Source organism: Psychrobacillus sp. AK 1817 (assembly GCF_008807035.1).
Classification (GTDB): domain Bacteria; phylum Bacillota; class Bacilli; order Bacillales_A; family Planococcaceae; genus Psychrobacillus; species Psychrobacillus faecigallinarum.
The window spans coordinates 3,729,709-3,756,007 of record NZ_CP031739.1 but is presented as its reverse complement, the minus strand read 5'-3'; the positions used below and the strand labels follow the sequence as shown (position 1 = coordinate 3,756,007).

The 26,299-nt window shown below is 37.3% G+C and carries 29 protein-coding genes, 1 pseudogene and 3 riboswitches; of the genes and pseudogenes, 4 read left to right on the top strand and 26 right to left on the bottom strand.

Features of this window, described 5'->3' with window-relative positions; translation table 11 throughout:
* Positions 1 to 75: 75 nt before the first annotated feature.
* Positions 76 to 615, top strand: coding sequence for a hypothetical protein (locus tag D0S48_RS18750; protein WP_151113333.1), 540 nt, complete (start codon positions 76 to 78; stop codon positions 613 to 615).
* A 287-nt stretch (positions 616 to 902) separates the two neighbouring features.
* Here the strand turns inward: D0S48_RS18750 and ribE (D0S48_RS18745) are convergent, their stop codons facing one another.
* The 3 genes and pseudogenes from ribE (D0S48_RS18745) to ribE (D0S48_RS18735) form a co-directional block, all read right to left on the bottom strand.
* The gene (ribE, locus tag D0S48_RS18745; protein ID WP_151113331.1) at positions 903 to 1,367 is read right to left on the bottom strand and encodes a 6,7-dimethyl-8-ribityllumazine synthase; all 465 of its coding nucleotides are present in this window, start codon (positions 1,365 to 1,367) and stop codon (positions 903 to 905) included.
* 41 nt (positions 1,368 to 1,408) lie between these two features.
* Positions 1,409 to 1,993, bottom strand: a pseudogene (gene ribB, locus D0S48_RS18740) (3,4-dihydroxy-2-butanone-4-phosphate synthase); the annotation flags it as partial.
* A gap of 14 nt (positions 1,994 to 2,007) precedes the next feature.
* Complete coding sequence (gene ribE / locus D0S48_RS18735) at positions 2,008 to 2,643, bottom strand: riboflavin synthase (RefSeq protein ID WP_151113327.1); 636 nt, start codon at positions 2,641 to 2,643, stop codon at positions 2,008 to 2,010.
* Positions 2,644 to 2,766: 123 nt separating this feature from the next.
* A riboswitch (FMN riboswitch) is annotated at positions 2,767 to 2,904 on the bottom strand.
* Positions 2,905 to 3,007: 103 nt separating this feature from the next.
* A riboswitch (FMN riboswitch) is annotated at positions 3,008 to 3,145 on the bottom strand.
* A gap of 258 nt (positions 3,146 to 3,403) precedes the next feature.
* On the opposite strand from ribE (D0S48_RS18735), the gene D0S48_RS18730 reads away from it, so the two are divergent.
* On the top strand, positions 3,404 to 3,730 hold the full coding sequence (locus D0S48_RS18730; protein ID WP_144538634.1) for a YuzD family protein: 327 nt from the start codon (positions 3,404 to 3,406) through the stop codon (positions 3,728 to 3,730).
* Between the two features lie 131 nt (positions 3,731 to 3,861).
* On the opposite strand, the gene D0S48_RS18725 is transcribed toward D0S48_RS18730, so the two are convergent.
* A complete protein-coding gene (locus D0S48_RS18725) occupies positions 3,862 to 4,929 on the bottom strand; it encodes an NAD(P)/FAD-dependent oxidoreductase (RefSeq protein ID WP_144538635.1) in 1,068 nt (355 codons plus the stop codon).
* 128 nt (positions 4,930 to 5,057) lie between these two features.
* Between D0S48_RS18725 and D0S48_RS18720 the strand changes: the two genes are divergently transcribed.
* Positions 5,058 to 5,294 (top strand): YuzB family protein, encoded by a 237-nt coding sequence (locus D0S48_RS18720; RefSeq protein ID WP_144538636.1) that lies wholly within the window; start codon positions 5,058 to 5,060, stop codon positions 5,292 to 5,294.
* 198 nt (positions 5,295 to 5,492) lie between these two features.
* Here D0S48_RS18720 and D0S48_RS18715 read toward each other — a convergent pair whose 3' ends face one another.
* Positions 5,493 to 6,257: a TIGR01457 family HAD-type hydrolase gene (locus D0S48_RS18715; protein WP_151113325.1), complete on the bottom strand. Its 765-nt coding sequence runs from the start codon at positions 6,255 to 6,257 to the stop codon at positions 5,493 to 5,495.
* Positions 6,244 to 6,705: a DUF86 domain-containing protein gene (locus D0S48_RS18710; protein WP_151113323.1), complete on the bottom strand. Its 462-nt coding sequence runs from the start codon at positions 6,703 to 6,705 to the stop codon at positions 6,244 to 6,246. Before D0S48_RS18710 ends, D0S48_RS18715 begins: the two co-directional genes overlap by 14 nt.
* A gap of 85 nt (positions 6,706 to 6,790) precedes the next feature.
* Here D0S48_RS18710 and D0S48_RS18705 point away from each other — a divergent pair, with 85 nt between their 5' ends.
* Positions 6,791 to 7,057 (top strand): DUF3055 domain-containing protein, encoded by a 267-nt coding sequence (locus tag D0S48_RS18705; protein WP_144538639.1) that lies wholly within the window; start codon positions 6,791 to 6,793, stop codon positions 7,055 to 7,057.
* Between the two features lie 47 nt (positions 7,058 to 7,104).
* On the opposite strand, the gene D0S48_RS18700 is transcribed toward D0S48_RS18705, so the two are convergent.
* The 20 genes from D0S48_RS18700 to D0S48_RS18610 form a co-directional block, all read right to left on the bottom strand.
* Entirely contained in the window at positions 7,105 to 7,446 is a 342-nt protein-coding gene (locus D0S48_RS18700) for a YutD family protein (protein ID WP_144538640.1), read from the bottom strand.
* 14 nt (positions 7,447 to 7,460) lie between these two features.
* Positions 7,461 to 8,396, bottom strand: coding sequence for a lipoyl synthase (gene lipA / locus D0S48_RS18695; protein WP_144538641.1), 936 nt, complete (start codon positions 8,394 to 8,396; stop codon positions 7,461 to 7,463).
* 94 nt (positions 8,397 to 8,490) lie between these two features.
* On the bottom strand, positions 8,491 to 10,053 hold the full coding sequence (locus D0S48_RS18690; protein WP_151113321.1) for a Na+/H+ antiporter NhaC family protein: 1,563 nt from the start codon (positions 10,051 to 10,053) through the stop codon (positions 8,491 to 8,493).
* A gap of 84 nt (positions 10,054 to 10,137) precedes the next feature.
* A riboswitch (Lysine riboswitch) is annotated at positions 10,138 to 10,320 on the bottom strand.
* Positions 10,321 to 10,370: 50 nt separating this feature from the next.
* On the bottom strand, positions 10,371 to 11,141 hold the full coding sequence (gene yunB, locus D0S48_RS18685; RefSeq protein WP_151113319.1) for a sporulation protein YunB: 771 nt from the start codon (positions 11,139 to 11,141) through the stop codon (positions 10,371 to 10,373).
* Positions 11,142 to 11,183: 42 nt separating this feature from the next.
* Positions 11,184 to 12,557 carry a bifunctional metallophosphatase/5'-nucleotidase gene (locus D0S48_RS18680; RefSeq protein WP_151113317.1) on the bottom strand — a complete coding sequence of 458 codons (1,374 nt, stop codon included), beginning with the start codon at positions 12,555 to 12,557 and terminating at the stop codon, positions 11,184 to 11,186.
* 45 nt (positions 12,558 to 12,602) lie between these two features.
* A complete protein-coding gene (locus tag D0S48_RS18675; RefSeq protein ID WP_151113314.1) occupies positions 12,603 to 13,421 on the bottom strand; it encodes a sulfite exporter TauE/SafE family protein in 819 nt (272 codons plus the stop codon).
* Positions 13,422 to 14,273, bottom strand: a complete 852-nt coding sequence (locus tag D0S48_RS18670) for a DUF72 domain-containing protein (protein ID WP_151113312.1) — start codon at positions 14,271 to 14,273, stop codon at positions 13,422 to 13,424.
* Positions 14,274 to 14,355: 82 nt separating this feature from the next.
* The gene (locus D0S48_RS18665; protein WP_151113310.1) at positions 14,356 to 14,802 is read right to left on the bottom strand and encodes a hypothetical protein; all 447 of its coding nucleotides are present in this window, start codon (positions 14,800 to 14,802) and stop codon (positions 14,356 to 14,358) included.
* Positions 14,803 to 14,940: 138 nt separating this feature from the next.
* Positions 14,941 to 15,345 carry an SMI1/KNR4 family protein gene (locus D0S48_RS18660; protein ID WP_225321650.1) on the bottom strand — a complete coding sequence of 135 codons (405 nt, stop codon included), beginning with the start codon at positions 15,343 to 15,345 and terminating at the stop codon, positions 14,941 to 14,943.
* Between the two features lie 51 nt (positions 15,346 to 15,396).
* Entirely contained in the window at positions 15,397 to 15,771 is a 375-nt protein-coding gene (locus D0S48_RS18655; protein WP_151113308.1) for a hypothetical protein, read from the bottom strand.
* Between the two features lie 353 nt (positions 15,772 to 16,124).
* Entirely contained in the window at positions 16,125 to 17,522 is a 1,398-nt protein-coding gene (sufB, locus tag D0S48_RS18650; protein ID WP_144538648.1) for a Fe-S cluster assembly protein SufB, read from the bottom strand.
* Positions 17,523 to 17,543: 21 nt separating this feature from the next.
* Positions 17,544 to 17,978, bottom strand: a complete 435-nt coding sequence (gene sufU, locus D0S48_RS18645; RefSeq protein WP_144538649.1) for a Fe-S cluster assembly sulfur transfer protein SufU — start codon at positions 17,976 to 17,978, stop codon at positions 17,544 to 17,546.
* Positions 17,968 to 19,200 carry a cysteine desulfurase gene (locus D0S48_RS18640; RefSeq protein ID WP_144538650.1) on the bottom strand — a complete coding sequence of 411 codons (1,233 nt, stop codon included), beginning with the start codon at positions 19,198 to 19,200 and terminating at the stop codon, positions 17,968 to 17,970. Before D0S48_RS18640 ends, sufU begins: the two co-directional genes overlap by 11 nt.
* Positions 19,200 to 20,507, bottom strand: a complete 1,308-nt coding sequence (gene sufD / locus D0S48_RS18635; RefSeq protein WP_144538651.1) for a Fe-S cluster assembly protein SufD — start codon at positions 20,505 to 20,507, stop codon at positions 19,200 to 19,202. Before sufD ends, D0S48_RS18640 begins: the two co-directional genes overlap by 1 nt.
* A 17-nt stretch (positions 20,508 to 20,524) precedes the next feature.
* A complete protein-coding gene (gene sufC, locus D0S48_RS18630; protein WP_144538652.1) occupies positions 20,525 to 21,304 on the bottom strand; it encodes a Fe-S cluster assembly ATPase SufC in 780 nt (259 codons plus the stop codon).
* A 333-nt stretch (positions 21,305 to 21,637) separates the two neighbouring features.
* Positions 21,638 to 21,811, bottom strand: coding sequence for a YuzK family famiily protein (locus tag D0S48_RS20755; protein ID WP_154310199.1), 174 nt, complete (start codon positions 21,809 to 21,811; stop codon positions 21,638 to 21,640).
* A gap of 511 nt (positions 21,812 to 22,322) precedes the next feature.
* A complete protein-coding gene (locus D0S48_RS18625) occupies positions 22,323 to 23,270 on the bottom strand; it encodes a nuclease-related domain-containing protein (RefSeq protein ID WP_151113306.1) in 948 nt (315 codons plus the stop codon).
* 511 nt (positions 23,271 to 23,781) lie between these two features.
* Complete coding sequence (locus tag D0S48_RS18620) at positions 23,782 to 24,585, bottom strand: MetQ/NlpA family ABC transporter substrate-binding protein (RefSeq protein WP_151113304.1); 804 nt, start codon at positions 24,583 to 24,585, stop codon at positions 23,782 to 23,784.
* Positions 24,586 to 24,598: 13 nt separating this feature from the next.
* Positions 24,599 to 25,267, bottom strand: coding sequence for a methionine ABC transporter permease (locus D0S48_RS18615; RefSeq protein WP_144538656.1), 669 nt, complete (start codon positions 25,265 to 25,267; stop codon positions 24,599 to 24,601).
* Positions 25,260 to 26,285 (bottom strand): methionine ABC transporter ATP-binding protein, encoded by a 1,026-nt coding sequence (locus tag D0S48_RS18610; protein ID WP_151113302.1) that lies wholly within the window; start codon positions 26,283 to 26,285, stop codon positions 25,260 to 25,262. The genes D0S48_RS18615 and D0S48_RS18610 overlap by 8 nt, the downstream gene beginning before the upstream one ends.
* Positions 26,286 to 26,299: the final 14 nt, after the last annotated feature.

Sequence of the window (26,299 nt, the reverse complement as noted above, 5' to 3'; positions counted from 1 at the left end):
TAGCTTCCTCTACTAAAAGTTCATATGTTACAGTATGCCATTTGTTGGCAATAAACTTCGAGGAGGTGTTTTTTTATGGTTTTAACCTTACAAGCATTTACAACTCCAGCAAATACTCAAGTCATTGCTGATACAGCTGCTTTACCAGGTACTCTTCCAACACCAGCAGTACCAACCGCACCAGCTATGTTGTCTCCTTTAATTGATGGCAGCAGCGCTTATATCTGGTCACCGAATACAGCATCCAACCAAACGGTTACATTCCAAAGCATTTTCGACATTGGAACTTTACCAATTCTAGGACTTGCTTTGCCACTTAGCACGTTTTATGCGTATGCAGGTAACGAGACTGTCTCAGTAACTGCAACTTTAGAGGTAGTAAATCTTTTAGGAATTGTTATAGCAACTATTCCTTTATTTACCGATGCTAACTCTGGTAGCTCTCAGGACGTAGCAATTGCATCAGGAGATGCTCTTTTAGCAGTTGGTTTATTAGGAAATACAGGTCGTATTGTCATCAATGCTACTGTTACTTCCCCAACAGTAATAGGATATTCTGCAAATCCCGGCAGATATCTTGGACAACTTACCGTTCGTAGTCTTATAGCTGTTTAACAGCAGCTCCTCTTAAGGATGGCGTCTATACAATTTACAAGTTTCCCTCAATCTAGTAAATAACTTAGGCTAATTCACTGAAAACGTAAGCATCTCTGTACATGTACAAATAAACCAGTACATGTTTCAGAGGTGCTTTAAATATACTATTGGAAAAGTGAGAATAGGTAATTCTCAATAAGAATTGCTTAAAGATTTGTCGGTTAATTTCATAAATAGCACTTTGCCAGTATTCACAGCCAACCAATTATATTATATTCAATGTCATGTGTATCGATTCTCTTTTCTTAAAATAAACGATTTAAATTCGCCATTTCAATTGCAGAAACCGCACTGTCATAGCCTTTGTTTCCAGCTTTTGTTCCTGCACGTTCAATTGCTTGTTCAATATTTTCCGTTGTCACTATACCAAAAATAACAGGTATACCCGTATCTAGGCCTGCTTTTGCAATGCCTTTTGCTGCTTCATTACATACATAGTCATAGTGCGTAGTAGATCCACGTATTACAGTACCTAAGCCGATTATTGCATCGTAGTTTTTCGTACTTGCCATTTTCTTTGCGATAAATGGTACTTCAAATGCTCCTGGCACCCAAGCGATATCAATATTTCCTTCCTCAACTCCGTGACGTTTTAAACCGTCTAGTGCACCGCTTAATAATTTGTCATTAATAAACTCATTAAATCTTCCTACTACAATTCCTATTTTTAAATCTGTACCGACTAGCTGTGCCTCAAGAATTTGTCCCATGCTCATTCTCCTTTTACGTAAGCTTTATAATTCGCTTCTGTGTATTTCACTAAATCTTCTATCGTAATAAACTTCATTTGAAATTTTTCTGCAATTTTTTCAAGTTGTGGCATGCGTGCCATCGTACCGTCCTCGTTCATAATCTCACAAATAACAGCGACTTCTTTTGAACCACATAATTTAGCTAGTTCTACACCTGCTTCTGTATGACCACGACGCTCTATAACTCCCCCTTTTTTTGCGATAAGAGGGAATACATGTCCTGGACGGTTGAAATCTGTTGCTACAGCTTGATTATTTAATAGTGCAAGAATTGTATAAGATCGTTCAAATGCACTAATGCCTGTTGTTGTTGATTTATGATCAATACTAATGGTAAAGGCTGTTTGATGTGAATCCGTGCTCTTATTTACCATTGGGTCTAATGACAATCTTTCTGCAATTTCATTCGAAATGGGTGTGCATATTAAGCCACGACCATGCACTGCCATAAAATTAATGTTTTCAGGTGTTGCATACTCACCTATTACGACAAAATCACCTTCATTTTCTCGATTTTCATCATCGACTACAATGATGATTTCACCTTGCTTTAATGCAACGATTGCTTCGTCTATAGTATTCATTTCATTCCACTCCTTTAGAATCCGGCTTTTTGTAAGAAATCAACAGTCACTTTTCCTGTATTTTGATTGGCTAGATGCTTTACTACATACTTGCCAATTAAATCCGTTTCAATATTGACAATTTCTCCAGTCTGTTTTAAGCCAAGCACCGTTTCCTTGAATGTATGTGGTATTAAAGAAACAGTAATTATAGAATCTGTTACATTAAAAATCGTCAGGCTTGTACCATCAATGGTGATTGAGCCCTTCATTAAACAGTTAAAAAGCAATTCTTTTGGCATTGCTAAGTCTATATATACTGCATTGGAAGCTGGTCTCTTTCGAAGAATCGTTGCAACACCATCGACATGTCCAGAAACAATATGACCTCCGAATCTGCCATTCGCGGATATTGCTCTTTCTAAATTCACTGTTGAACCTTTTTTAAGTTGCTGTAAGCTTGTCGATTTAACCGTTTCAGGCATCACATCTGCCACAAACAGATCATTCGCAAACTTTTTAACAGTTAGACACACACCATTTACAGCAATGCTATCGCCAAGCTGTACATCTTCTAAAATTTTGCTAGCTCCAATGGAAATTTCCATCGATTGAGTAGACATATTCATCTGCTGAACTGTCCCTAGCTCCTCAACAATCCCTGTAAACATCTTCGTCACCTCTTTCTCAAAATAAAAAACCCCGAACATTTTTTGTCGGAGTTTCGATGAGAGGTAAATTTGGCTTCGTCAAATAAGACTAGTGAATATGTATTTTCAAAAGTCTACTTGCGTTGCTTCCTTCTCCCATCCAGACTATAACTGTCGGCTTTGGACTTGCACCAAATCCTGCACACTAAAAGTGGCTCACGGGCTTAGAGATACAATCTCAACACCGTCGATTGGGAATTTCACCCGACCCCGAAGGAATAATATAAAATTGTTATAAAATAAAAAAATTCCCAACACGGTTGTGATGGGATGAAAGTGCATAGCAAAAAATACATTTTAAAATTGCCATTTTAAAATGTTTTGCTTACTCCTTCTCCCATCCAGACTATAACTGTCGGCTTTGGACTCGCACCAAATCCTGCACACTAAAAGCGGCTCACGGGCTTAGAGATATAATCTCAACACCGTCGATTGGGAATTTCACCCTACCCCGAAGGAAATTATTCTATTTGATTAGTATTGTATCATAAAAATTCGACGTAGAGGCTTTCTTCGTATTACCACCTTTTAGTTGATTTGCATTCCTGGACTTTCAGACTAACTAAATCAACAACCGTTAGTGCATGAAACAATCATGACTAAAGCTATCATATTAAAACTCTATCATTTAAAGGATATTCGCTTTTTGACAGTATTTCCGTATCCCCTTTATAATATAGATGGGTAAAATAATATATAAGTTAAAGGGGACAAGTATTTTATGGCACAAGAAAAACTCACTGTTGAAATTTACGGTGCCGATATAGTATGTGCAAGCTGTGTGAATGCTCCTTCTTCTAAGGACACGTATGAATGGTTAGAAGCTGCAATTACCAGAAAATTTCCTGGACATCAAATAACATTTTTATATATTGATATAGAAAAGCCAATAGAAGACGAAAAACAACTGTCAATTGCCAATCAAATTGCAAATGATGAGTTTTTCTACCCATTAATAATGATAAACGAGGAAGTTATAGGGGAAGGTTATATTCAGTTAAAGCCTGTATTCTCTGCCCTCGAAAAGTACGGTTATATAGCAGAATAACGTTAAGTATCATTTCAAAAAGTACTCAAATAAGCTTATTAAGTAAAATGCTTTTTCCCAGAGAAAGCATTTTATAAAAAAATAAAAAGCTTGGGAACGCGTTTAACTCCACGTTTCCAAGCTTTTTTAATTTATCCGTTATGGCGTTTATACATCCAAAGTAAACCTGATTTCATCAATCTTGCAATACGTCCAGTAACAGAGATATCTGCCAAATAAGCAAAGCCTTGCTTTTTACCTAGAGATCCCATAAAGCCTTTAAGCTTAATATCTGGCATTTTTTCTGGTAGTGGCTGACCCTTCCAGCGTGCTTGCAGTACTTTCACAATCTGCTCTGCCTGTTCCTCTGCTAGCTGTGCACTTGGAGCAAACGGCAAGGATGCACAATCACCAACTACAAAGACATTATCGTAACTTGGTAGATCATGATATTGAGTAAGGATGATGCGACCAGTTTTGTCTTTCTCTCCAGGTAAAGCACGAACAGGAGCAGCTGGCTGAATACCGGCTGTCCAAACTACAACATCTACCGGAATTATTTCATCATGATTATATAATTTGTTTGGTTCCACTTTTGTGATATTCGAATTGCTTATCACGTCTACATCATTTGTATCAAACCATTTTTGTACAAAATTACTTAAGCGTTCTGGAAAGTCTCTTAATACTCGAGGGCTACGGTCAAATAATTTAATTTTTAAATCTGGTCTACTTTCACGAAGCTCACTCGCAAGCTCGATTCCACTTAGACCTGCCCCCACGATTCCTACAACAGAACCTGCTGGTAATCCACCAATCTTATTGTATGTGTCTCTAGAGCGCCCAATTGTTTGAATGCTATAAGTAAATTCATCCGCTCCTGGAACATTATGATACTTATCTTCGCAGCCAAGTCCAATTACTAAATCATCGTATGGAATTATTTTTTCATCTTGTAGAATTACTTGTTTATTTTCTACATCAATTTTCTCAATTTCTCCATAAGTAATTTTTAACTTGTCACTCTCTGGAAAAGCCACTCTAATTTCATGATCAGATGATGTGCCTGCTGCCAACGCGTAAAATTCTGTTTTTAAACTATGAAATGGTGTACGGTCTATTAATGTGAGTTCTACATCATCTGGCAAATTATTTGGTAATAGGCGTAGTAATACGCGCATATTCCCATATCCTCCACCTAACAATACTAATTTTCGCATAAATATTCTCCCTTTTGTTTCAATGTCTCCTCAAATTATAAATGATTGTGACACATTTCACAATAAAACTTCACAATTGACCTTTATAAAAAAATAGAGTAGCATGACGATGTAGTGAGGTGACAGCTATGAATCCAATGGTTGAATTTTGTATAAGCAACCTTGCAAATGGTTCACAAGAAGCTTTTGATATATTAGAACAGGATCCTGATTTAGATGTGCTAGAATATGGCTGTCTTAGCTATTGTTCCCTATGTTCCGAAACACTTTTCGCCATAGTGAACGGTGATGTGGTAGAGGGTGAATCTTCCGAAGATCTTGTAGCCAAAATATATAAATACATTGAAGAAAATCCATTATTTTAAAAGGTATCGAGAAGATATTCTCTCGATACCTTTTATATATTTTAATCTATTAAATCAATTTCATACATTCATTCCATAAATAGCATTACTCCATTTATGAGTGAGAAAAAGAAATAAGGTATTCTCTGTTCTAAGCTCAACAGGAATACCTTATTTAATACAGTTATTATATTGTTCTTCCAAACAATGAATGGTGTTTTATTTTATCCAGTCATGTAAAGTTTCTAAAAAATGAGTCGGTTTTTGAAGGAACATTTGAACTTCTTCCGTTCTATTAACTCCAGTATTGACGTGAGCAGTATCAATTCCCATGTGAATCCCGGTTAATATGTCTGTTTGATAATTGTCTCCAATCATCACCATCTCTGCTTTTTTAAACCCATACTTTTTTTGAATAAACTCAAGCATAAACGGTTGCGGCTTTCCAGTAAAAATAGGTTCAACACCTGTAGAATGCTCTACTAATTTGGTGAACGCTCCATTCCCTGGAAGATAGCCTCTTTCACTTGGGAAAGCGTGGTCGCTATTTGTAGAGATAAACGCCGCTCCAGCCCTAATTGACAAACAAGCTTGTGCGAGCTTTTCGTAATTGACTTTATGGTCTATTCCCATGACAACAACCTCTGCCAAGTCATCCGTTGGCTCAATTCCTACAGAACATAATGCATCCTCCAAGCCCTTCTCTCCGATCATAAAAACGCTTTTTGCAGGATAATGCTCGGCAATGTAATTAGCAGCTGCAATCGATGAAGAGATAATTTGCTCCTCAGTAGTATGTATGTCCATCTTCGCTAGCTTCGCTTGTAGCTGCTTTTGAGTCATAGAAGAGTTGTTAGTAACGAAAAAAGGTTCGATTCCATTGTTTTGCAAATAATGTACAAAATCTACAGATTCCTGAATTGGCGTTAGCCCCTTATATACAGTTCCATCTAAATCTAAAAAGTATCCTTTATAGGCGGACATCGGAGTCCTCCGGTAAAAATGCTGAAACTGGCCCAAGCTCATTGATTAAATAATTTTCTACTCTTTCTGGGAACTGTTGTAAATAAGGGAGATTTTTCACTAGAACACTTTCTAATTGCTTATGGTCTACGGAAAAGAAATGTCTCACAAGCTCTTTTCTCATTTCAATAACAGCTTTTAAAGGCGCATCCATTTCTGCTGTAATTACTTTCTCATCAGTCAAAATATCAATTATGTCATCATAGCCACCTGGATCTCTCATGATGAAGCCATCAATCATTGAGTTACCTACATCTATAATGGACTCAATCATATTTTGTCCCACTCGCTCTAATGCAAGCTTCGTTATACTATTTTCATTCCAATCTTTTTTACTATCTATTAAGTCAAGCAATTCTCTCATATGCTTCAATGTCATTGCAATACTTTTACGGTCCACAAAATACATTGTACAGCCTCCTAATTCTTGGTCAGTTGATATATAGTTCTATTCTATAGTACCATAATTCATAGGTAAGGAAGGAGTGTCAAGGGTGGAACGATTTTTCTTGTATGATGACGTCGAAGATACAAAAACAAGATTCGTTGGATTTACTGGAGAAAGCCAGCGATATGATTTAGCAATTGTCCAGAGTTCTCGATTTTTCGGTAAGGTACTTGTGATGGACATTCAATACAATCGATCAGCTATTATTGGGTCGGATGATGTGGAAGAACCAGGCTACTTAGAGCATGTTTTTAATAGATCTGAAGCTGAAGCAACGGAGCTAAGAGATTATCTAAGAGAATTACTGAGCTAAAGTAGAATAGTGTATAGATTTTTACAAAAAGAAAAACCTTGAGCAGATCATAACTGATCTTGCTCAAGGTTTTCTTTCTTATCTTTTACTAATTCGAGTGGAACTGTTTTTGGTGCTACCCCTGTTTTTTTAACAATAAAGTAAGCACAACCAAAGTTACAATACTCGTATAAGTAATCCTTCATAGTGCTAATTTTCGTATCAAATGTTGCTTTATGATTTCGATCCTCGAAAAAGCCCTTTAGACGAAGCTGACCGTAGCCCCAGTCGCCCATTATATAATCATACTTCGTTAAAATCTCACTATAACGCTCTATAAATGCTTCTTCTTTAAAAGCCTCTCGAAAATCCTCAATCACTTCATAAGTGAAACCTTCAGCAATAATCATTCGCTCACCATCCATTAGCTATTTTGAATAGCTAGTAATTCCTCACCTTGCAGTTGTCGTTGCTTCGCTGCTGCATTTACCTGTTCATCCGCATGGTAACTACTTCTTACAAGTGGTCCTGCCTCACAATGAGAGAAGCCCTTGCTCATGGCAATTTTACGTAATTCTCCAAACTCAGCTGGTGAATAATATTTTTGTACTTTAAGGTGTTTCTTTGTTGGTTGTAAGTACTGCCCAATAGTCATGATATCTACATCGTGAGCACGTAAGTCGTCCATAACCTCGATAATTTCTTCAAATGTTTCCCCTAGACCTAGCATTAACGAAGACTTCGTAGGAATAGTCGGTTGCATTTCCTTGGCACGTTTTAATAATTCTAAAGATCGGTCATATTGAGCACGCGCTCTAACCCTTGGAGTTAAACGTCGTACTGTTTCAATATTATGATTTAGAATATCCGGCTTAGCATCCATTATATTACGAATGTTTTGCTCAATACCACCCATATCTGAAGGCAATACTTCAATAGTTGTAAAAGGATTTTTTCGACGAATTGCTCGAATTGTCTCTGCAAAGACCTCCGAACCACCATCCTTTAAATCATCACGGGCTACCGCTGTTACAACTACGTGTTTTAGATTCATAATGACAACTGAATCTGCTACTCGTTCTGGTTCTGCTAAGTCTAACTCGTTAGGAAGACCTGTTTTTACAGCACAAAAACGACAAGCTCTTGTACACACAGCTCCTAAAATCATGAATGTCGCAGTACGTCGCGATCCCCAGCATTCATGAATGTTTGGACATCTTGCTTCTTCACAAACTGTATTTAAATTATTTTCACGCATTAATTTTTTTAAGCCTTTGTAATCCTCATTGGTATTTAACTTTATTTTTAGCCAGTCAGGCTTGCGTTCATGCTGTTCTTTTGGCGGTTTACACGCTGTCACGATTCCATACCCCATTCCCATTAATCTGACTTTACTGATGTCAATGTACCATATTATTAGAATTCAAACAACCTTCTAAAATCAACGGGCAGAACTATTGAACCACTCTTTTGCTTCTAATCGACCAAAAGGCAAATAACAAAATAATTATAATTATAACTGTTAATAACCCTATCATGACAGAGCTTGTTAAGCCTAGTACCAAGTAACCTACTGCTGCAATAATTGCGCTAATAATAGCATAGGGCAGCTGAGTCATTACGTGGTCAATTACATTAACACCTGCTCCTGTTGCAGACATAATGGTCGTATCGGAGATTGGTGAGCAATGGTCTCCAAAAACTGCTCCTGCTAAAACAGCAGCTAAGACTGGAAGCAATAATTGAGGCTCAATCGCCATGATGATACTCGCTCCAATAGGAAGTAAGATACCAAAAGAACCCCAAGATGATCCAGTTGCAAAAGCCATAAATGCTGTTAACACAAACATTAATACAGGTATCACACCTACTGGTACATTGTTTTCCGTAACTAAAGTAGCTAAAAATGCTCCAGTTTCTAAAGCTGTGATTAAATAAGACAACGACCAAGCAAACACTAATATCAAAATAGCTGGAAGCATAGATTTAACACCTGTCCATATTGCTTTCCACACGTAAGTCATGTTTGCCTCTGGGTTCGTTTTAAATTGGCGCATATATAAAATCATTGCGATTATACTAGCTGTCAGTCCCCCTATAAATAACGAAAGAGGTACATCTGTATGTTCAAAGATTATAAAGATGTCTAAAATTTTTCCTGAAAGGCTATAACCTGTCCAAAACATACTTCCTAAAGTGACAACCACTAAAGAAATAATAGGAAGTAATAAATCAATCACCTTACCATAATTATTTTCCGGGAAATCACCCTCTAAATCTCCAGGATTTGTTTTCTCCGGGTCAAAAAGTACGCCTGTATCCATCGCTCGTCTTTCATGCTTTTTCATCTCAAACAAATCAAAGTCAGTCCATGCTGTAAAAAAGACCAATGCTAATGTCGCGATTACATAGAAGTTCATCGGTGCCATTAACACAAATGCCTCCAGCGGTGTATAATCAGTCACCGCATGTGTAGCAAAAATCACTCCTAGCTGACTGATTAGGAAAGCTCCCCAGCTAGAGACTGGAGACACTACACAAACCGGTGCAGAGGTGGAATCGATAAAATAAGCAAGCTTTGCACGAGAAACCTTGTGAGAGTCTGTAATTGGTCTTGCGATTTGTCCAACTGCTAATGCATTAAAATAATCATCCACAAAAATGATAATCCCCAAAAAAGCAGTTAAAAGTTTAGATCCTCTTTTTGTTTTGATTCTTTTGATAGCCCAAGCAGCAAATGCTGTGCTACCACCGGAAAGACTAACGAAAGCTGTTACTACTCCTAATAATAATATAAAAGCTAAAATATATATGTTATATACGTTTAACCCACCATCCCAAAAGGATACTTTAAATGAGTCCCATAATAAAAGAAAAGATTGTACTGGGTTAAAATTCTCTACAAGTAATGCGGCGGAAAGAATCCCCGCTCCCAATGAAAGTAAAACTCTTTTAGTCACTAAAACCATAATAATTGCCAATAATGGTGGCACTAACGAAAAAATAGTATTCTCCAAAACTGTTCCTCCTTAAAAATCGAAAAGCCAACCTATAAATATATATAGGTTGGCTTGATTATGAAATATAAGCTAAATACTTACTTCATTTGTAGCTCCCCATCTATACTGGCGTATAAATGACAGTGTTATTTTTGTTCAAAATAACCCCAACTAAATATCTTATGACTATCAATACTTAGCTTCGGCAAAGCTTCCTTTCATCTACGATCAACGGTGTCAACCTCCTGTAAATTACTCTTAAGCCTCGCAGCCTCTACCTATTCATTATTCATTTCTTTCTATTCTAACAGGGTTTTATAAAAAACGCCTTTTTTTTAATCTTTCGGCAATGGTATTGGCACCTCTACTGATGGAGCAGCAGACCCATCTCCTCCGGTGTAAATATGAGGCACCTGACCCTGTACTAAGCCCATTGCAACAGGGATATTTTGTTCAACTACACTCATCTTACTTGCCAGCGGTACAATGATTTGTACATTTACTTTAATATGAATACTAATTTCTACATAAGCATTATTTATTCCAAACTCTGTTATGGTAGGCACTACATTGGACTGAACATTACCTATTACATGGAAACGAATTGGAATTTTCGGCCCTAAGTTTCCGATTAGAGGTATATTTGTAGCCTGCCCCATCGGCACAAAGAATACTACCCCACCTTGATCTTCCATCGTATGCTTATCATATTCAATATCATCCAAGTAGGGAAGGCTAGAAAGATTACCTTTTTCTGCCTGCTCCAAATGAGATTGCACTAAACTATTTGTATCAGAAAGTACTCGGTTGATAATCTCCGTATTAAACTTAGTCGTCACCATATTTTTACTATCTGAAGGAACTTCTTCAATAATATCGTTTACGTCTAACACATTTGCCGTACGTGAATTAATCGCTTTACTAATTACCATAGAGGCAATCTTATTAGTTTGTACTTCTGCATAATCTAAATAAGTTGGAGTCAGTTGGGCATTTATGTAATAAAACACCCAAGCTACCGACAATAGAAAGCATGTCAAAAAGATAGCTAATTTACGTTGAGTGCTAAAAAATATATAACGTTTCTTCTTTTTTCGATAAAACAACGAAAAAACCTCCTCATTACTTTTATGTAACAAGAAGGTCTTTTATGCCCTGCACTTATGCTCTTCCTTTATTCCGTACCATTTCACAACGTCTCGAATTGTTTCTGGCATAATATATTGTTTTTTTGCTGTTTTAAAGGAAGGAAAGAAATATCCAAATGTGAACATATCCAAAGTTGCCAGCCGGTAGGTGTCCTGAATAATTAACGGACTTCCCTGTATTAAGATAACACCATCTTCTCTTTCAACTATTTGTTCAAATAACACATTACCTAAGAATTTACCACGAAAGCCTAATCCTTTTACCTCGAGGTGAGGCCATTTATCATTTTTTGATTGCTCAATGATCTCTAGTAAATCTGCTCCACTTAATGTAATGATACAAGGATTAATAGGATGAGGAAGACATTGATGTAAGTCTCCTGCAGTTACAGGTCCCTCCGGTAAATCTTTTAAAAATATACCCGCTGGGAACATTGCACAATCAGCACCTGTATATTCGAGCAACCCTTTCCCAAAAAATTTAGCGAGCTCAGATTCATGAAACCATTCTTTTTCAAGCTTTACTGGATTATTAAATACAGTATGAGAAAGCTGGGCTTTTCCTTCATACTCCCAACGCATTTGGAGTTGGCTTGCATATTCAGGTACGGGTAGCTCGTCGGTCGGATATACCTTAGCCTCTTTAGAAACAATCTTCTTGCTAATATGATCAAACTCTAATATTACACGTCCAATATACATACCAAATTTGCCTGTAGCAGCCTGCAAAGTGTTCCCTAACCATTTCCCCTCCTCGAACAAATGATGGGTGTGAGCGCCTAAAATAAGATCCAATGAGGGTATTTGTTCAATCAGAATTTCATCCTGTGATTTTCCCAAATGTGACATACATATTAGAATATCTACTTGTGAGGAAATTTCCTTACACACATTTTTTAATCGTGGTATAGGGTCCTGTACATGCCAACCAAGTTTTTCATAGTAAACGCCATAATCTGCAGTGGCAGCAACAATTCCAATTTTAATGCCAGAGGGGGTTTGATGAATTTTGTAAGGCTTTACCCAATTAGGAATCTCTCCATCCAAGTTAGTAAAATTTGAAACAATTACTTCAAAATTTGCTTCTGTATATAAAGAGTCTAATTCCTCATGACTAAGCGTTATCCCTTCGTTATTACCAATTGTCACATAGTCATACTTTGCCTCGTTTAAAAGCTTTACATTGCCCTTCCCCAGAGTTCCTTCTGTATAAATATTGGAGCGATCCACGTGATCCCCGATATCTAAAATAAGATAGGAATCCTTCTTTTCATGCATCTTTCTTTTATTTGAAAGAAAGTGATGGATTGAAGGCCAATTTTCCAAATGACTGTGCAAGTCATTTGTATGATAAATATAAATCGTCTCTTTCACCCTCTCCACCTCTTTCATATGTTTTAACCATTTTATAATTTTCTTTTAAAATAGCCCATCAATAATGGAGCGGATTCCAAGTAACAGTAACACTATCCGTAAGGCAGTTACTAGTGTTTCCGAGTTCAACTTTTTGTTCAGCTTTGCACCGATCTTAGCACCAATATATGCAGCAGGGATAACGGGTATGGTATATAGCCATGGAACATTTCCTAATGATATATGGGTTGCCGAATTGACAATAGACGATAAAAACACCATAAACATGGAAGTACCCACTGCAACATGTGGAGGAAAAAGAAATAACAAAATCATAGCAGGTACAATCATCGATCCTCCACCGATTCCAAATAACCCTGAGGCAAAGCCAATTACAAACGTTAAGGAAACGGCAAACCAAATCGGAAAACCATATACATATGTATTTTCTCCATCCTCAAACGTCCGCTGCTTACCGTGATTAACAAACCATTGAACTGGCTTCAAATACTTACGAACAAGCAATAGAATAGATAGGACAACGAGTAATATACCAAAGTATAGGTTAAATGATGGGAGGTCTAATCCTTTATTAACCCAAGCACCTAAAATAGTACCCGGAATACTGCCAATAAAAAATATAAATCCACTTCTAAAATCTACTGTTTTAGACTTCATATAGGATAGAGTAGAAGACAGGCCAATAAAGATCATCATGACAACCGAAAGACCCACCACACTTTGTGGTGTAATATTTGGTATCAAATCAAGCGTAGTACCAAGAAAAAGTACTGCGGGCACTAAAATAACGCCGCCTCCTAGCCCTACCAAGGCACCTATCACCCCGGAAAAAAGACCGCTAAGCACTAATAAAAACCACTCCATTTAAAATTCTCCTTCGAAAAGATTTAGTTGCTTTGGAGCAAGTCCGTCAAATTCAATATCTAACATGTGTTGAAAGGATTTAGCATTTTTAGCCGCATGACCGCCTGAATTGTTATTAAATAACACAAGCACCTCCGAAGCCTGCTTTGATAGAGTTTGACATATCTGTTGAATATATTGGAGCTCCTGTTCATTATAATCATATAAATAGCGGACCTCTCTCCACTTTTCATTGTTCCCAGGATTCTTCCATCCGTAAAAGTTTCTGCCGTGAAGACGAACCAATACTTTATCAGAAGTTGCAATCGGAACTACAGGTATACTCCCTTCCCCATTTTGCGGCTCATCACAAACGCTATGATGAAAATTATTTTCCTTCAAAAATTGGATAGTCGACTCCTTATATTCTGGAAGATACCAGGATTGATGGCGAAACTCGATTACCACCTCAAAATCCTTTAGCTCTTCCCGTATTCTCCTCATATATTGAACATTGTCCTTCTCACACTGAAACCAAGGCGGAAATTGAACAAGTACCACCGCCAGCTTCCCCGCCTCCTTCAGAGGACGAAGCATCTGTCGGTAGCTCTCAAACATTTCCTCTGACGTTTTAAAAGGGTTTTCTCCTCTGAGATGACCCGTTATTCCTTGATAGGCCTTTACGATAAATTGAAAATTATCAGGTGTCTCTCGGATCCATTTTTCTATATTCCGTTGTGGTTGAATCGCATAAAAGGACGCATCAAGCTCTACAATTGGAAAATGTGCACTATAATCTTGCAGTTTCTCCTTAGGCGACGAAACGTATAAATCTGGGTGATCCCCCCAACCAGTTAAACCAATCTTAATCATCAAACCACCTCTTTATTAATACTTAGTATCATATCATTTCCCTAACCAATCAGACAAAAAAATAGACCAAACATCCACTTTTCTAACAATTATTAAATAAGTTTTGTGGGCAGCAGGTGAAGTGTTTTGAAAAAAGTGTTGCATGAAGCGAGGAAGTGTTGCAGTAATCGGCCAAAGCGTTGCGAGAAAACAAAGTGTTGCGGATATCAGTGAAAGTGTTGCGCAGAGCGAGACAACTGTTGCGAGACAGCCCCCAAGTGTTGCAGTAACCAGCCAAAGCATTGCGAGAAAATAAAGTGTTGCGGATATCAGGGGGAAGTGTTGCGCAGAGCGAGACAACTGTTGCGAGACAGCCCCAAAGTGTTGCAGTAATCGGCCAAAGCGTTGCGAGAAAACAAAGTGTTGCGGATATCAGGGAAAGTGTTGCGCAGAGCGAGACAACTGTTGCGAGACAGCCCCCAAGTGTTGCAGTAACCAGCCAAAGCATTGCGGAAAAGTCCCAAAGTGTTGCGAGAATCTTACTTCTCACTGCCTGAGTCCCCTCCTGTTGCTAAATATCTTTACCCTGTTACCTATTTCTTGACACTTACTCGGATGTTGTAATTTACATGCCATTGCTGGAGCTTTTATATAGACAAAATATTTTTTTAGTGGTTGTTCCTAAAATTTAAATTTCCTTTGCGAAAACCTTTCTTGCAAATTCTAAAAAGGTCTTTTCTTCTCTTGGGAAAATTGTTAAGTCCTCGTGCCAAATTTCAACAATTGACCAATTCTCCGTAGGCAAAAATCCAATCGCATCACCTGAAAAGTTGTCTCCGAATAATAAAACCTTTTTTATTTCAGGATTATTGGCTACATCATATATTTCTTCTGCTTCAATTAATCCACCATAGAACATAAAATATCCATCAGCTACAGATCCAAACCCTACTTCCATTAAAAAATCTCTATAATCCTGCGGTATATCACCATATATTAAATTCTCGTCTACTTTAGATTTTGATAACTTCCTAAACCCATGATTGATAGATGATTGAGTTATTTCTTTGAGAATTTTACTGTAGTTCTCCACCTTTTATTCTTCCTCCTATTAATAATTTACCTTAGAAAATATGTAAAATATCTAAATGCGTCTTTGAATTTGTCTGTCTAAAAGTTTATATACACCTGGATAACTTTCATTTGTAATAATATTTACCGTCTCATTGTGTTCCAATTCTCCTACTTCAAGTAAATGTGATAATGTCTGTGCCAAACATTTTTTGGCATCAAAGTTTTTCGGCATTCTCCAATACGGATTTTCTAATAGTTTTTTATAACGTTCTTTATGCTGACATCTTAATAGCAACTTATACAAATTTTCATAATTTCGATCACTGATAAACCTTTGAATTATAACTTCATACATTTTCAGCTCACCTATTTTTATCAGAAGTTTTATCGCAAGTGCTAAACAAGTTTCTTCATTAAATTTAGTTGGCTTAATGATTTTTTTCACCTCATCTTTTTTAATCTGCGTTTTATTAATTTCTTATTCTCTCTTTGTAATAACGTCAATTTGTTTCTCACTTTTATATTCAACTTTTAAGAGTACGAGTCGCCGACTGTTGTTCCAATCAACAAAGATTTAACTTGCCTAAATATATTATATATTTAATTCCATAATTATACAATTTAATGAAATATAATTAACCTCTTTAAGGTAGCTATAATATTTCCCCATTTTAAATAAAAAAAAGAAGACGAACTTAAAAGTTCGCCTCCTACACTTTAGGAAAATTCACATCGATCCAATATTGGTTCGATTAATTTTCATTATACATTTATTATTGAATCAAAGTTAATAAAATATTAACCGATAGATCCTTCCATCTCGAACTTGATGAGACGGTTCATTTCTACCGCATATTCCATTGGAAGTTCTTTTGTGAATGGCTCGATGAAGCCCATTACGATCATTTCAGTTGCTTCTTCTTCGCTTAGTCCACGACTCATCAAGTAGAATAACTGTTCCTCTGATACTTTAGAAACTTTCGCTTCATGCTCTAGAGAAATGTTATCGTTCAAGATTTCGTTGTATGGGATTGTATCAGAAGTAGACTGATTATCCATGATTAATGTATCACATTCGATATTAGCACGAGCTCCAGTAGCTTTACGTCCAAAATGAACGATACCACGGTATGTTACTTTACCACCTTGTTTAGAAATAGATTTCGAAACAATCGTAGAAGAAGTATTTGGAGCTAAATGCATCATTTTAGCACCAGCATCTTGGTGTTGACCTTTACCAGCGATAGCGATAGAAAGAGTCATACCACGTGCACCCTCACCTTTAAGGATAACAGCTGGATATTTCATAGTAAGCTTAGAACCGATGTTACCATCAATCCATTCCATCGTTGCGTTAGCATCACAAACAGCACGTTTTGTAACTAAGTTATACACGTTGTTTGCCCAGTTTTGGATTGTTGTGTAACGGCAATAAGCGTCTTTTTTGATGATGATTTCAACTACCGCACTGTGAAGTGAGTTAGTTGTGTAAACAGGAGCTGTACATCCTTCAACATAATGTACAGAAGCGCCTTCATCTACAATGATAAGCGTACGTTCGAATTGCCCCATGTTTTCTGAGTTAATACGGAAGTATGCTTGAAGTGGAGTATCCACTTTTACACCTGGTGGTACATAGATAAATGATCCGCCTGACCAAACTGCTGAGTTAAGAGCAGAGAATTTGTTGTCAGAAGAAGGGATTACTGTACCCCAGTGTTTTTTGAAGATGTCTTCATTTTCACGAAGTGCAGAGTCTGTATCTTTAAATACAATTCCCATATCTTCAAGTTCTTGCTTCATGTTGTGGTAAACAACCTCAGATTCATACTGTGCAGAAACACCTGCAAGGTATTTTTGTTCTGCTTCAGGAATACCTAATTTATCAAAAGTAGCTTTAATTTCTTCAGGTACTTCATCCCATGATTTTTCTGTTTGTTCTGATGGTTTTACATAATAAGTGATTTCATCGAAATTTAATGAACCTAGATCTCCACCCCATTGTGGCATTGGTTTAGAGTAGAAAATTTCTAATGCTTTTAAGCGATAGTCTAACATCCATTGTGGTTCATTCTTCATACGGGAAATTTCTTCAACGATTTCTTTCGTTAAACCACGTTTTGAACGGAAAATGGATACGTCTTTATCGTGGAAGCCATATTTGTAATCACCAATTTCAGGCATTTTTTTTGCCATCGTATTTCCTCCGTTCTATTATTATTTCTTTTCCTCTGAAACGCCTTTTTCCATTGCTTTCCATGCAAGAGTTGCACATTTGATACGTGCTGGGAATTTGGATACGCCATTTAATGCCTCGATATCTCCAAGGTCAATAGAGTCGTCATATTCTTTTCCAAGCATCATATCCGAAAAGATATGGGAAAGCTGTAGCGCCTCATCTATATTTCTTCCTTTGATCGCTTGCGTCATCATGGATGCAGAAGACATAGAGATGGAACATCCTTCTCCATCAAATTTTGCATCTTGTACAACGCCGCCTTCCACTTGAATAGTCAAGTGAATGCGATCTCCGCAGGTCGGGTTATTCATATCTATTGTCAACGCGCCATCCTCAATACTACCTTTATTGCGAGGATTTTTGTAATGGTCCATAATGACCTGGCGATATAATTGGTCTAAATTAGAAGACATCTCCAAAATACTCCTTAGCAGTGCGTAGGCCGGCAACGAGAAGATCTACATCTTCTTCAGAGTTATAAACGTAGAAGCTTGCTCTAGCAGTTGCAGTAGCTTTTAACCACTTCATGAGTGGCTGCGCACAGTGATGTCCTGCACGAATAGCAATACCATTCATATCTAGGACTGTTGCGACATCGTGAGGATGTACTTCATCTAAATTAAATGTTACAATTCCAGCTCGTTTCGACGGATCTTGTGGTCCGTAAATAGTTAAGCCTTCAATTGTTGACATTTTGTCCATGGCATAAGCCGCAAGCTCATGCTCATGTTTTTCAATCTCTGATAAACCGATTTCTTCTAGGAAATCAATTGCAGCAGCTAAACCGATTGCTCCAGCAATGATTGGAGTTCCACCTTCAAACTTCCAAGGTAGCTCCTTCCATGTTGATTCTTGCAAGCCAACAAAATCGATCATTTCTCCACCGAACTCAATCGGCTCCATTGCATCAAGTAGTGCCTCTTTTCCGTAAAGAACCCCGATACCGGTTGGACCACACATTTTGTGTCCAGAGAATGCTAGGAAATCACAATCTAAATCTTGCACATCGAGCTTTAAGTGAGGAGCAGCCTGTGCTCCATCCACTACCATAACAGCTCCATGTTCATGTGCAATTTTTGTAATTTCTTTAATAGGATTCATCGTGCCTAATACATTTGATACGTACACGACAGATACTATTTTAGTTTTCTCTGTAATTGTTTCACGGACTTTTTCCAAAGATAGTGTACCATCTTCTTCTAAGTCAATATATTTAAGCGTAGCTCCAGTTTCCTTCGCTAATTGCTGCCAAGGAATAATATTGGAATGATGCTCCATATACGTGATTACAATTTCATCGCCTTCTTTTACGTTTGCAAGGCCATAGCTTTTTGCAACGGTATTAATACCAGTTGTTGTTCCACGAGTGAAAATTACTTCTTTAGTAGATTTCGCATTGATAAACTCACGAACCTTTTCGCGTGCACCTTCATAACTTTCCGTTGCACGGTTACCAAGTGTATGAACACCACGGTGAACGTTTGAATTATCAAATTCGTAGTACTTTTTAATAGCTTCAATTACTTGAATTGGCTTCTGAGAAGTAGCGCCGCTATCTAAATATACAAGTGGATGACCATTAACTTCTTGGTTAAGAATTGGAAAATAGCTTCGAATCTCTTTTGTATTGAGCATTAGCGAACTTTCCTTTCAATTACCTCCGTCAGCTGTTTCTTCACGCCTTCGATTGGTAGTTCATTTACTACTGGTGCAAGGAATCCATGAATTACAAGACGCTCTGCATTTTGTTTAGAAATACCACGACTCATCAAGTAGTACAGCTGAAGGGGATCAACGCGTCCAACAGATGCTGCATGACCTGCTGTTACATCGTCCTCGTCGATTAATAAAATCGGGTTAGCATCTCCGCGAGCTTTTTCACTTAACATCAGAACACGAGATTCTTGTTCAGCGTTTGCTTTTGTAGCACCGAATTCGATTTTACCGATACCGTTGAAAATAGAAGAAGCAGCATCTTTCATAACACCATGCTTAAGAATTTGTCCTTCTGTATGTTTACCCCAGTGAATAACTTTTGTTGTAAAGTTTTGTTTTTGATTTCCGCGACCTACAACAACCATTTTCACATGACCTTCTGAGTTATCCCCAACTAAGTGAGTGACATTTTCAGAAATAGTATCACTGTCATTCATCATTCCAAGTGCCCATTCGATTACAGCATCACGACTAGTTACACCACGACGGTTAACATAAGTAGTAAATCCTTCTGCAAGAACGTCCACTGTTCCAAAAGTAACTTTCGCATTATCCTTCACAATTACTTCTGAAATAATGTTTGCTAGACCGTTCGTTTTTTCAACTGTAGACAAATAATTCTCCACATAGGTTACTGAACTGTTTTCATCCGCCACAAGCAATGTGTGATTGAATAAAGAAGCAGTTTCGTTATCATGTAAGTAAATTACTTGAACAGGTTCTTCAATTACTACATTTTTCGGTACGTATACAAATACCCCACCGTTTAATAATGCAGCATGAAGGGCAGTTAATTTGTGTTCATTAACTTTGACTCCATCAGTCATGAAATATTTTTGTACTAGCTCGCTATGTTCACGCGCTGCAGTATAAATATCTGTAATGATAACACCTTGAGCTTTTAAATTATCCGTAACTGATAAGTAAGCTGGTGTGTTGTTATGTTGAATATATATATTTTTTTGCTCGTCTGCATGAACAAGTGCTTGCACCTCTTCAGGAAGTTCATCCAATGAAGAAAATGTAGTGCTTTCTACAGTATGAGCAGGAAATTCAGTGAAATTCCAATTTGTAATTTTTGTTTTATCTGGTGTTGGCATTGGAAGTGTTTCCACTTGACCTAAAGCAGAAAGACGAAGTTCCGTCATCCAGCCTGGTTCTTGGTGACCTTCTGAAAAGGAGCGAATATCCTGTTCGGTTAATGCCAATTTCGTTTCAACCGTCATGTCATGCGTCCCCTTTCTTATGCTTCTTGTCCAACTGTCTCGTCTTCGATTCCTAATTCTTCTTTAATCCAGTCATAACCTTGAGCTTCTAATTTTTGAGCTAGCTCAGGGCCACCAGATTTAACAACGCGACCTTGCATCATAACATGTACATGGTCTGGAGTGATGTAGTTAAGTAAACGTTGGTAGTGAGTGATGATTAAGCTACCAAATCCTTCTCCACGCATTTCATTGATACCTTTAGATACAACTTTAAGTGCATCGATATCTAAACCTGAGTCAATTTCATCTAAAATAGCAAATTTAGGTTTAAGCATCATTAACTGAAGAATTTCGTTACGTTTTTTCTCTCCACCTGAGAATCCTTCATTTAAATAGCGTTGCGCCATGTCAACGTCCATTTCTAAGAATTCCATTTTGCTGTCTAATTCGCGGATGAATTTCATAAGTGAAATTTCATCCCCTTCTTCACGGCGAGAGTTGATTGCCGAACGTAAGAAGTCTGCGTTAGTTACTCCAGTGATCTCACTTGGATATTGCATTGCAAGGAACAAACCAGCTTGTGCGCGCTCATCCACTTCCATTTCCAATACATCTTCACCATCTAGTTCTACAGAACCAGAAGTAACTTCATATTTAGGATGACCCATGATAGCTGAAGCCAAAGTAGACTTACCAGTACCGTTTGGACCCATGATAGCGTGAATTTCATTTGTGTTAAGAGACAAATTAACACCTTTTAAAATCTCTTTACCGTCGATAGCAACGTGTAAATCCTTAATAACTAAAGTCGACATTTAATAACCTCCATTAAGTAACTATGAATGTGTAACCATTCTAATTTATTATCATTCTAATCTTAACCCAAACTGAAGTCCCTTGCAAATCTTTTGAAACACTTTCTCATTGATAATATATAACATTTTTAATAGAAGAAATAGGTTGATATTTATGGTACTTTATGATGCTATCATTTTCAATAAGAAGCATCTAATTGAGAATGCATATCACTACCAGCATAGTGTTAACTCAAAAAGGCAGAAAATAAATACCGTTTCCTTCACTCTTTTATCCTAGAAATAAAAAATCCACACAGATTAATCTGCATGGATTTTTGTCTTATATTTAAATTAACCTCGGAAAGCACGAGCATCGAGCTTAGCAGCAAGCTGCATACTTTTTTCGTGATCGGCTTGACGACGTTTTTCAACTTTCGCTCTCAATCTTTGACTATTTCGTAATTCATCGTAGCCGAAACCATGTACTCCTCTAAACGCGTGGTCCATTTGTTCTGTATACGGCAACTCTTCCGAACTGATAATAAATCATTCCTTTCAATTTTTATGGTTTCTATACTACACTAGATACCACCTCATGTTAAGTTCAAACATCCTTTTTATTCTGATAATTGTCTACGATAAAAAAGGAATTGCTACATATGTCACATATATATGTTTCTTCCTATTGGTTTACGTAACCCTGTTATTTATTGACTTGTCTGCCACTTCAAATCCTAACCTCATGCACATGAGGGCGAATGCTATATAACCTAAAACACTCTAGAATATTTTGTGCATTTTAAAAAGCAAATTATAGACGAAAATAAAAACGGGTGAAACGAATCATTTTTAAAAAGTTTTATTTCCGAGTTAATTTCATAAATAAACCTTTACCAATTAAACATTGTAGCAAGGGCTGACGATAAATTCTTTTCGCTACTCCTCTGAAAGCATCAGCCTAGAGAGGAAATGAAATGATAATAAAGATTGTTCGTATTTTTTCATATAAACAAGAATTATGGAATTGATTTATACATTAAGTTTTCCACTTATATTTTGTAGATTTATTGTTTCCTATTTTAATTAGGTTTGCTTTCCTTAATAATCTATTCGCTTCATATCGAGTTTTTAATTGTAAAAACTCTCTGCATGTTTTGTTTGTTATGAAGTCGTCATACAATAAAAAATATTGTTGTAGTGATTTTTGTAAAGCATATTTGTCTACATACTGGCAGCCTGCACAATACCAGAAATTCTTCACTTTATTCATCCCAACTTGTCCGCATTTTTCACATGCGACTCCCAGGATTAAATCACTTGGTTCTATATAGTAATGTTTTGTTAAAGGAAAAAATTCATATGGGGAATTATATTTTAGGATCAGATTCTTTATCTGGCTGAGCTTAGAATTGGTTACAGTCGAGGGTTTATTTTGGAGTTTTCGAAGGAACGAATATAGATCTTTCTTATAAAGGATTGTTGTCTCGTTTGTGGTGGTTTTTACATAGCTATTCTTAGAAGCAAAAATAATTGCTCCGAATACTGGAATCGAGAGGTTATGCTGGGACAAGAAATTAGATAGTAAATAGATGTACTCATTTAACTGGTTAACGGGACAAGGATATTTTTTTATCTCTCCATTATCCTTAGTTTGTAATAATTGAGAAGGATTTACCTGAAATTCAAGCTCTCCTATAATATTTTTTACTTCAAGCACAATTGCACCAAATGGAGTTAATAAAATATAATCAATTTCAAATAACTTTTCTGTACGAATCATTATTTTATGAAACAAATAATAATTGTAAGGTAAATGCATCCTCTCTAATTCTCTATAAACCATTTCCTCTCCATAATCTCCTGCCATCGTTGTTTGAATTTCCATGCCGAGTTTTGAGTAAAGCGGGTGCTTCATAGGCAGCCTGTTTAATAATAATTTCATTGCTTTCAGTTGTTGCGATTCAGTATATTTTTTTATAATCAATAGTCATCACCTCCCTATCAGATTAGCAAAATGAATAGAATAAAGATACCCTTATTTTGGAATTTTAGATTAGTAGATGTATTTTCTGAGTTAGGAGCGGTTTCCACCTTTTTAGGAGACACTTCCAACAATTTAGGGGCGACGCTCTTAGGTAGGGGCACTTTTCTTTGATTTAGGAGACAGTTTCTCCTGTTTTAGGAGCGGTTTCCACCTTTTTAGGAGACACTTCCAACAATTTAGGAGCGACACTCTAGTTAGGAGCGCTTTTCTTTGATTTAGGAGACAGTTTCTCCCGTTTAGGAGCGGTTTCCACCTTTTTAGGAGACACTTCCAACAATTTAGGGGCGATGCTCTCAGTTAGGAGCGCTTTTCTTTGATTTAGGAGACAGTTTCTCCCGTTTAGGAGCGGTTTCCATCTTTTTAGGAGACAAACCTCAACCAGTTAAGGGCACTGACTCCGCTCAATCACAAAAAAAAAGCAAGCACACAAAGTGCTTGCTCACTTATCTTATTATTTTACTGGAACAACTGAACCTTTCCATTCTTCCAATATAAAGTCTTGAATTTCTTCTGATTGTAATGCTTCTACTAGTGCTTTGATGCGCTTGTCGTCCTCGTTACCAGCTTTTACAGCAATTAGGTTAACATACGGAGATTCTGAGTCTTCAATAGCGATTGCATCTTCTAATGGATTTAGGCCAGCGTCGATTGCATAATTGGAGTTGATCAATAATGCATCACCCTCTTCATTTTCATATAACTGAACCATTAGGGCCGCTTCGTAGTTAGGATCAAATTCTAGGTTTTTAGGATTATCTACGATGTCTCCAATTTCGGCAGTTGTTTTATCTATTCCCTCTGCCAGGGTAATTAGACCTTCTGCTTCTAGCATCGCTAACACGCGTCCATGGTCAGCTACAGAGTTACTCATTAGAATAGTTGCGCCCTCAGGAAGTTCGTCAATAGAAGCGTATTTTTTAGAGTAAAGACCAATTGGCTCAATATGGATTCCGCCAGCATTTGCGAAATCATAATCGAAATCTTTCATTTGAGATTCTAAGTATGGAGCATGTTGAAAATAATTGGCATCTAGATCTCCAGAATCTAGGTCTTTATTTGGTAGTACATAGTCTTGATAGGTTTCAATTTGAAGCTCAATACCTTGTTCTTCTAAGATAGGTTTTACCTGTTCTAAAATTTCTGCGTGCGGTACGTTGGATGCACCAACAACTAATTTATCGCTATCCTCGTCTCCACATGCAGCAAGCGTTAATGCACTAACAGATAATAAAACTCCAGCCAATAATTTTTTCATCCCAATCTCTCCCTTATCGTTTATCTATTTTTGTAGTAATGATGTCACCAATCCATTGGATAATGAACACGATGATTAATATTAAAATAGTAGCTACGAGTGTGACATCCCCGCGTCCACGTTGGAAACCATCTAAAAAGGCTAGATTCCCTAATCCTCCCGCTCCAATGATTCCTGCCATAGCTGTATAACCAACTAGTGAAATACAAGTTACGGTTATACCAGACACTAAAGCTGGCATTGATTCAGGCAATAAAACCTTCCATATAATAGTTGTGGTTTTAGCACCCATAGATTTTGCAGCCTCTAAAACGCCTTTATCAATTTCTCGTAAAGCAATTAAAACCATGCGAGCATAAAATGGAGCAGCTCCAATCACTAATGCTGGGAAAGCAGCATTCGGACCACGCATCGAGCCCATCAACAGTGTTGTAAGTGGGATCAATAAAATAATTAATATAATAAATGGGATAGAGCGGAATATATTTACTACCGCACCCGTTAACCAATTTGCCAATTTATTCGCCCAAGCCTGATGTGGGCTTGTCAAAAATAATAAAAGTCCTAAAATTAGTCCAAAGATTGCTGTGAGTACCGTAGAAACTGCTGTCATATACAGGGTTTCTAGAGTAGCGTCCCACATTTTAGGCCAATCAACATTTGGAAATAACGATTCAATCATTGTTGATCACCTCAGTGTTTACTTTTTGCGAGTGGATAAATTGTATTGCATCCTCCACGGCTTGGTCATTTCCATCGATTTGAAGAATTAGTGTACCGAAAGCTCCACTCTTCGTATGAGAGATGTTACCTTGCACAATATTAACTTCTAAATCAAACTGTTTGATTAATCTTGAAAGAATTGGCTGCTCTGTGGTTTCACCGACAAAAACGAGCTTGACTAGCTTACCATTTGGATAAAGCTGGACTAGTTTTTGAATCGTTTGCACTGGCTGGTTGGAATCAGAAATTTGAGAGACGAAACGTTTAGTAATAGCCTGTTGTGGCTTTTGGAAAACCTCTAGCACATCTCCCTCTTCTACAACTCGCCCATTTTCCATAACAGCTACTCGGTTACAAATCTTTTGAATAACTTGCATTTCGTGTGTAATCAATACAATTGTTAATCCTAGTTTTTCGTTGATGCTGACAAGTAGGTCTAGTATTGAATCGGTCGTTTCAGGATCAAGAGCAGATGTTGCCTCATCACAAAGCAATACCTCTGGTCCATTAGCTAAAGCCCTAGCAATTCCTACACGCTGCTTTTGCCCACCAGATAATTGTGAAGGATAAGAATCTCCTCTGCCCTCTAGACCAACAAGGTTCAAAAGCTCCTCTACTCTGGCTTTTCTTTTGTCCTTCGGAACTCCAGCAATTTCTAGAGGAAATGCTATATTTTCAGCGACTGTTCTCGACCATAAAAGATTGAAATGCTGGAAGATCATACTTACCTTTTGTCGGAAGCCACGGAGCTTCTCCTCATTTATGGAAGTAATCTCTTGCCCATTCACAACTATTTGGCCGACAGAAGGTTTTTCTAAGCCATTCAATAAGCGGATCAATGTACTTTTACCGGCTCCGCTATAACCAATAATCCCAAATATTTCTCCACGCTGTATGTCCAGATTTACATTATCAACAGCAACGATTTCTCCTTGCTTTGTAATAAATCTTTTCGAAACTTCCTTTAAACTAATCATGTAAATCTAGCCAC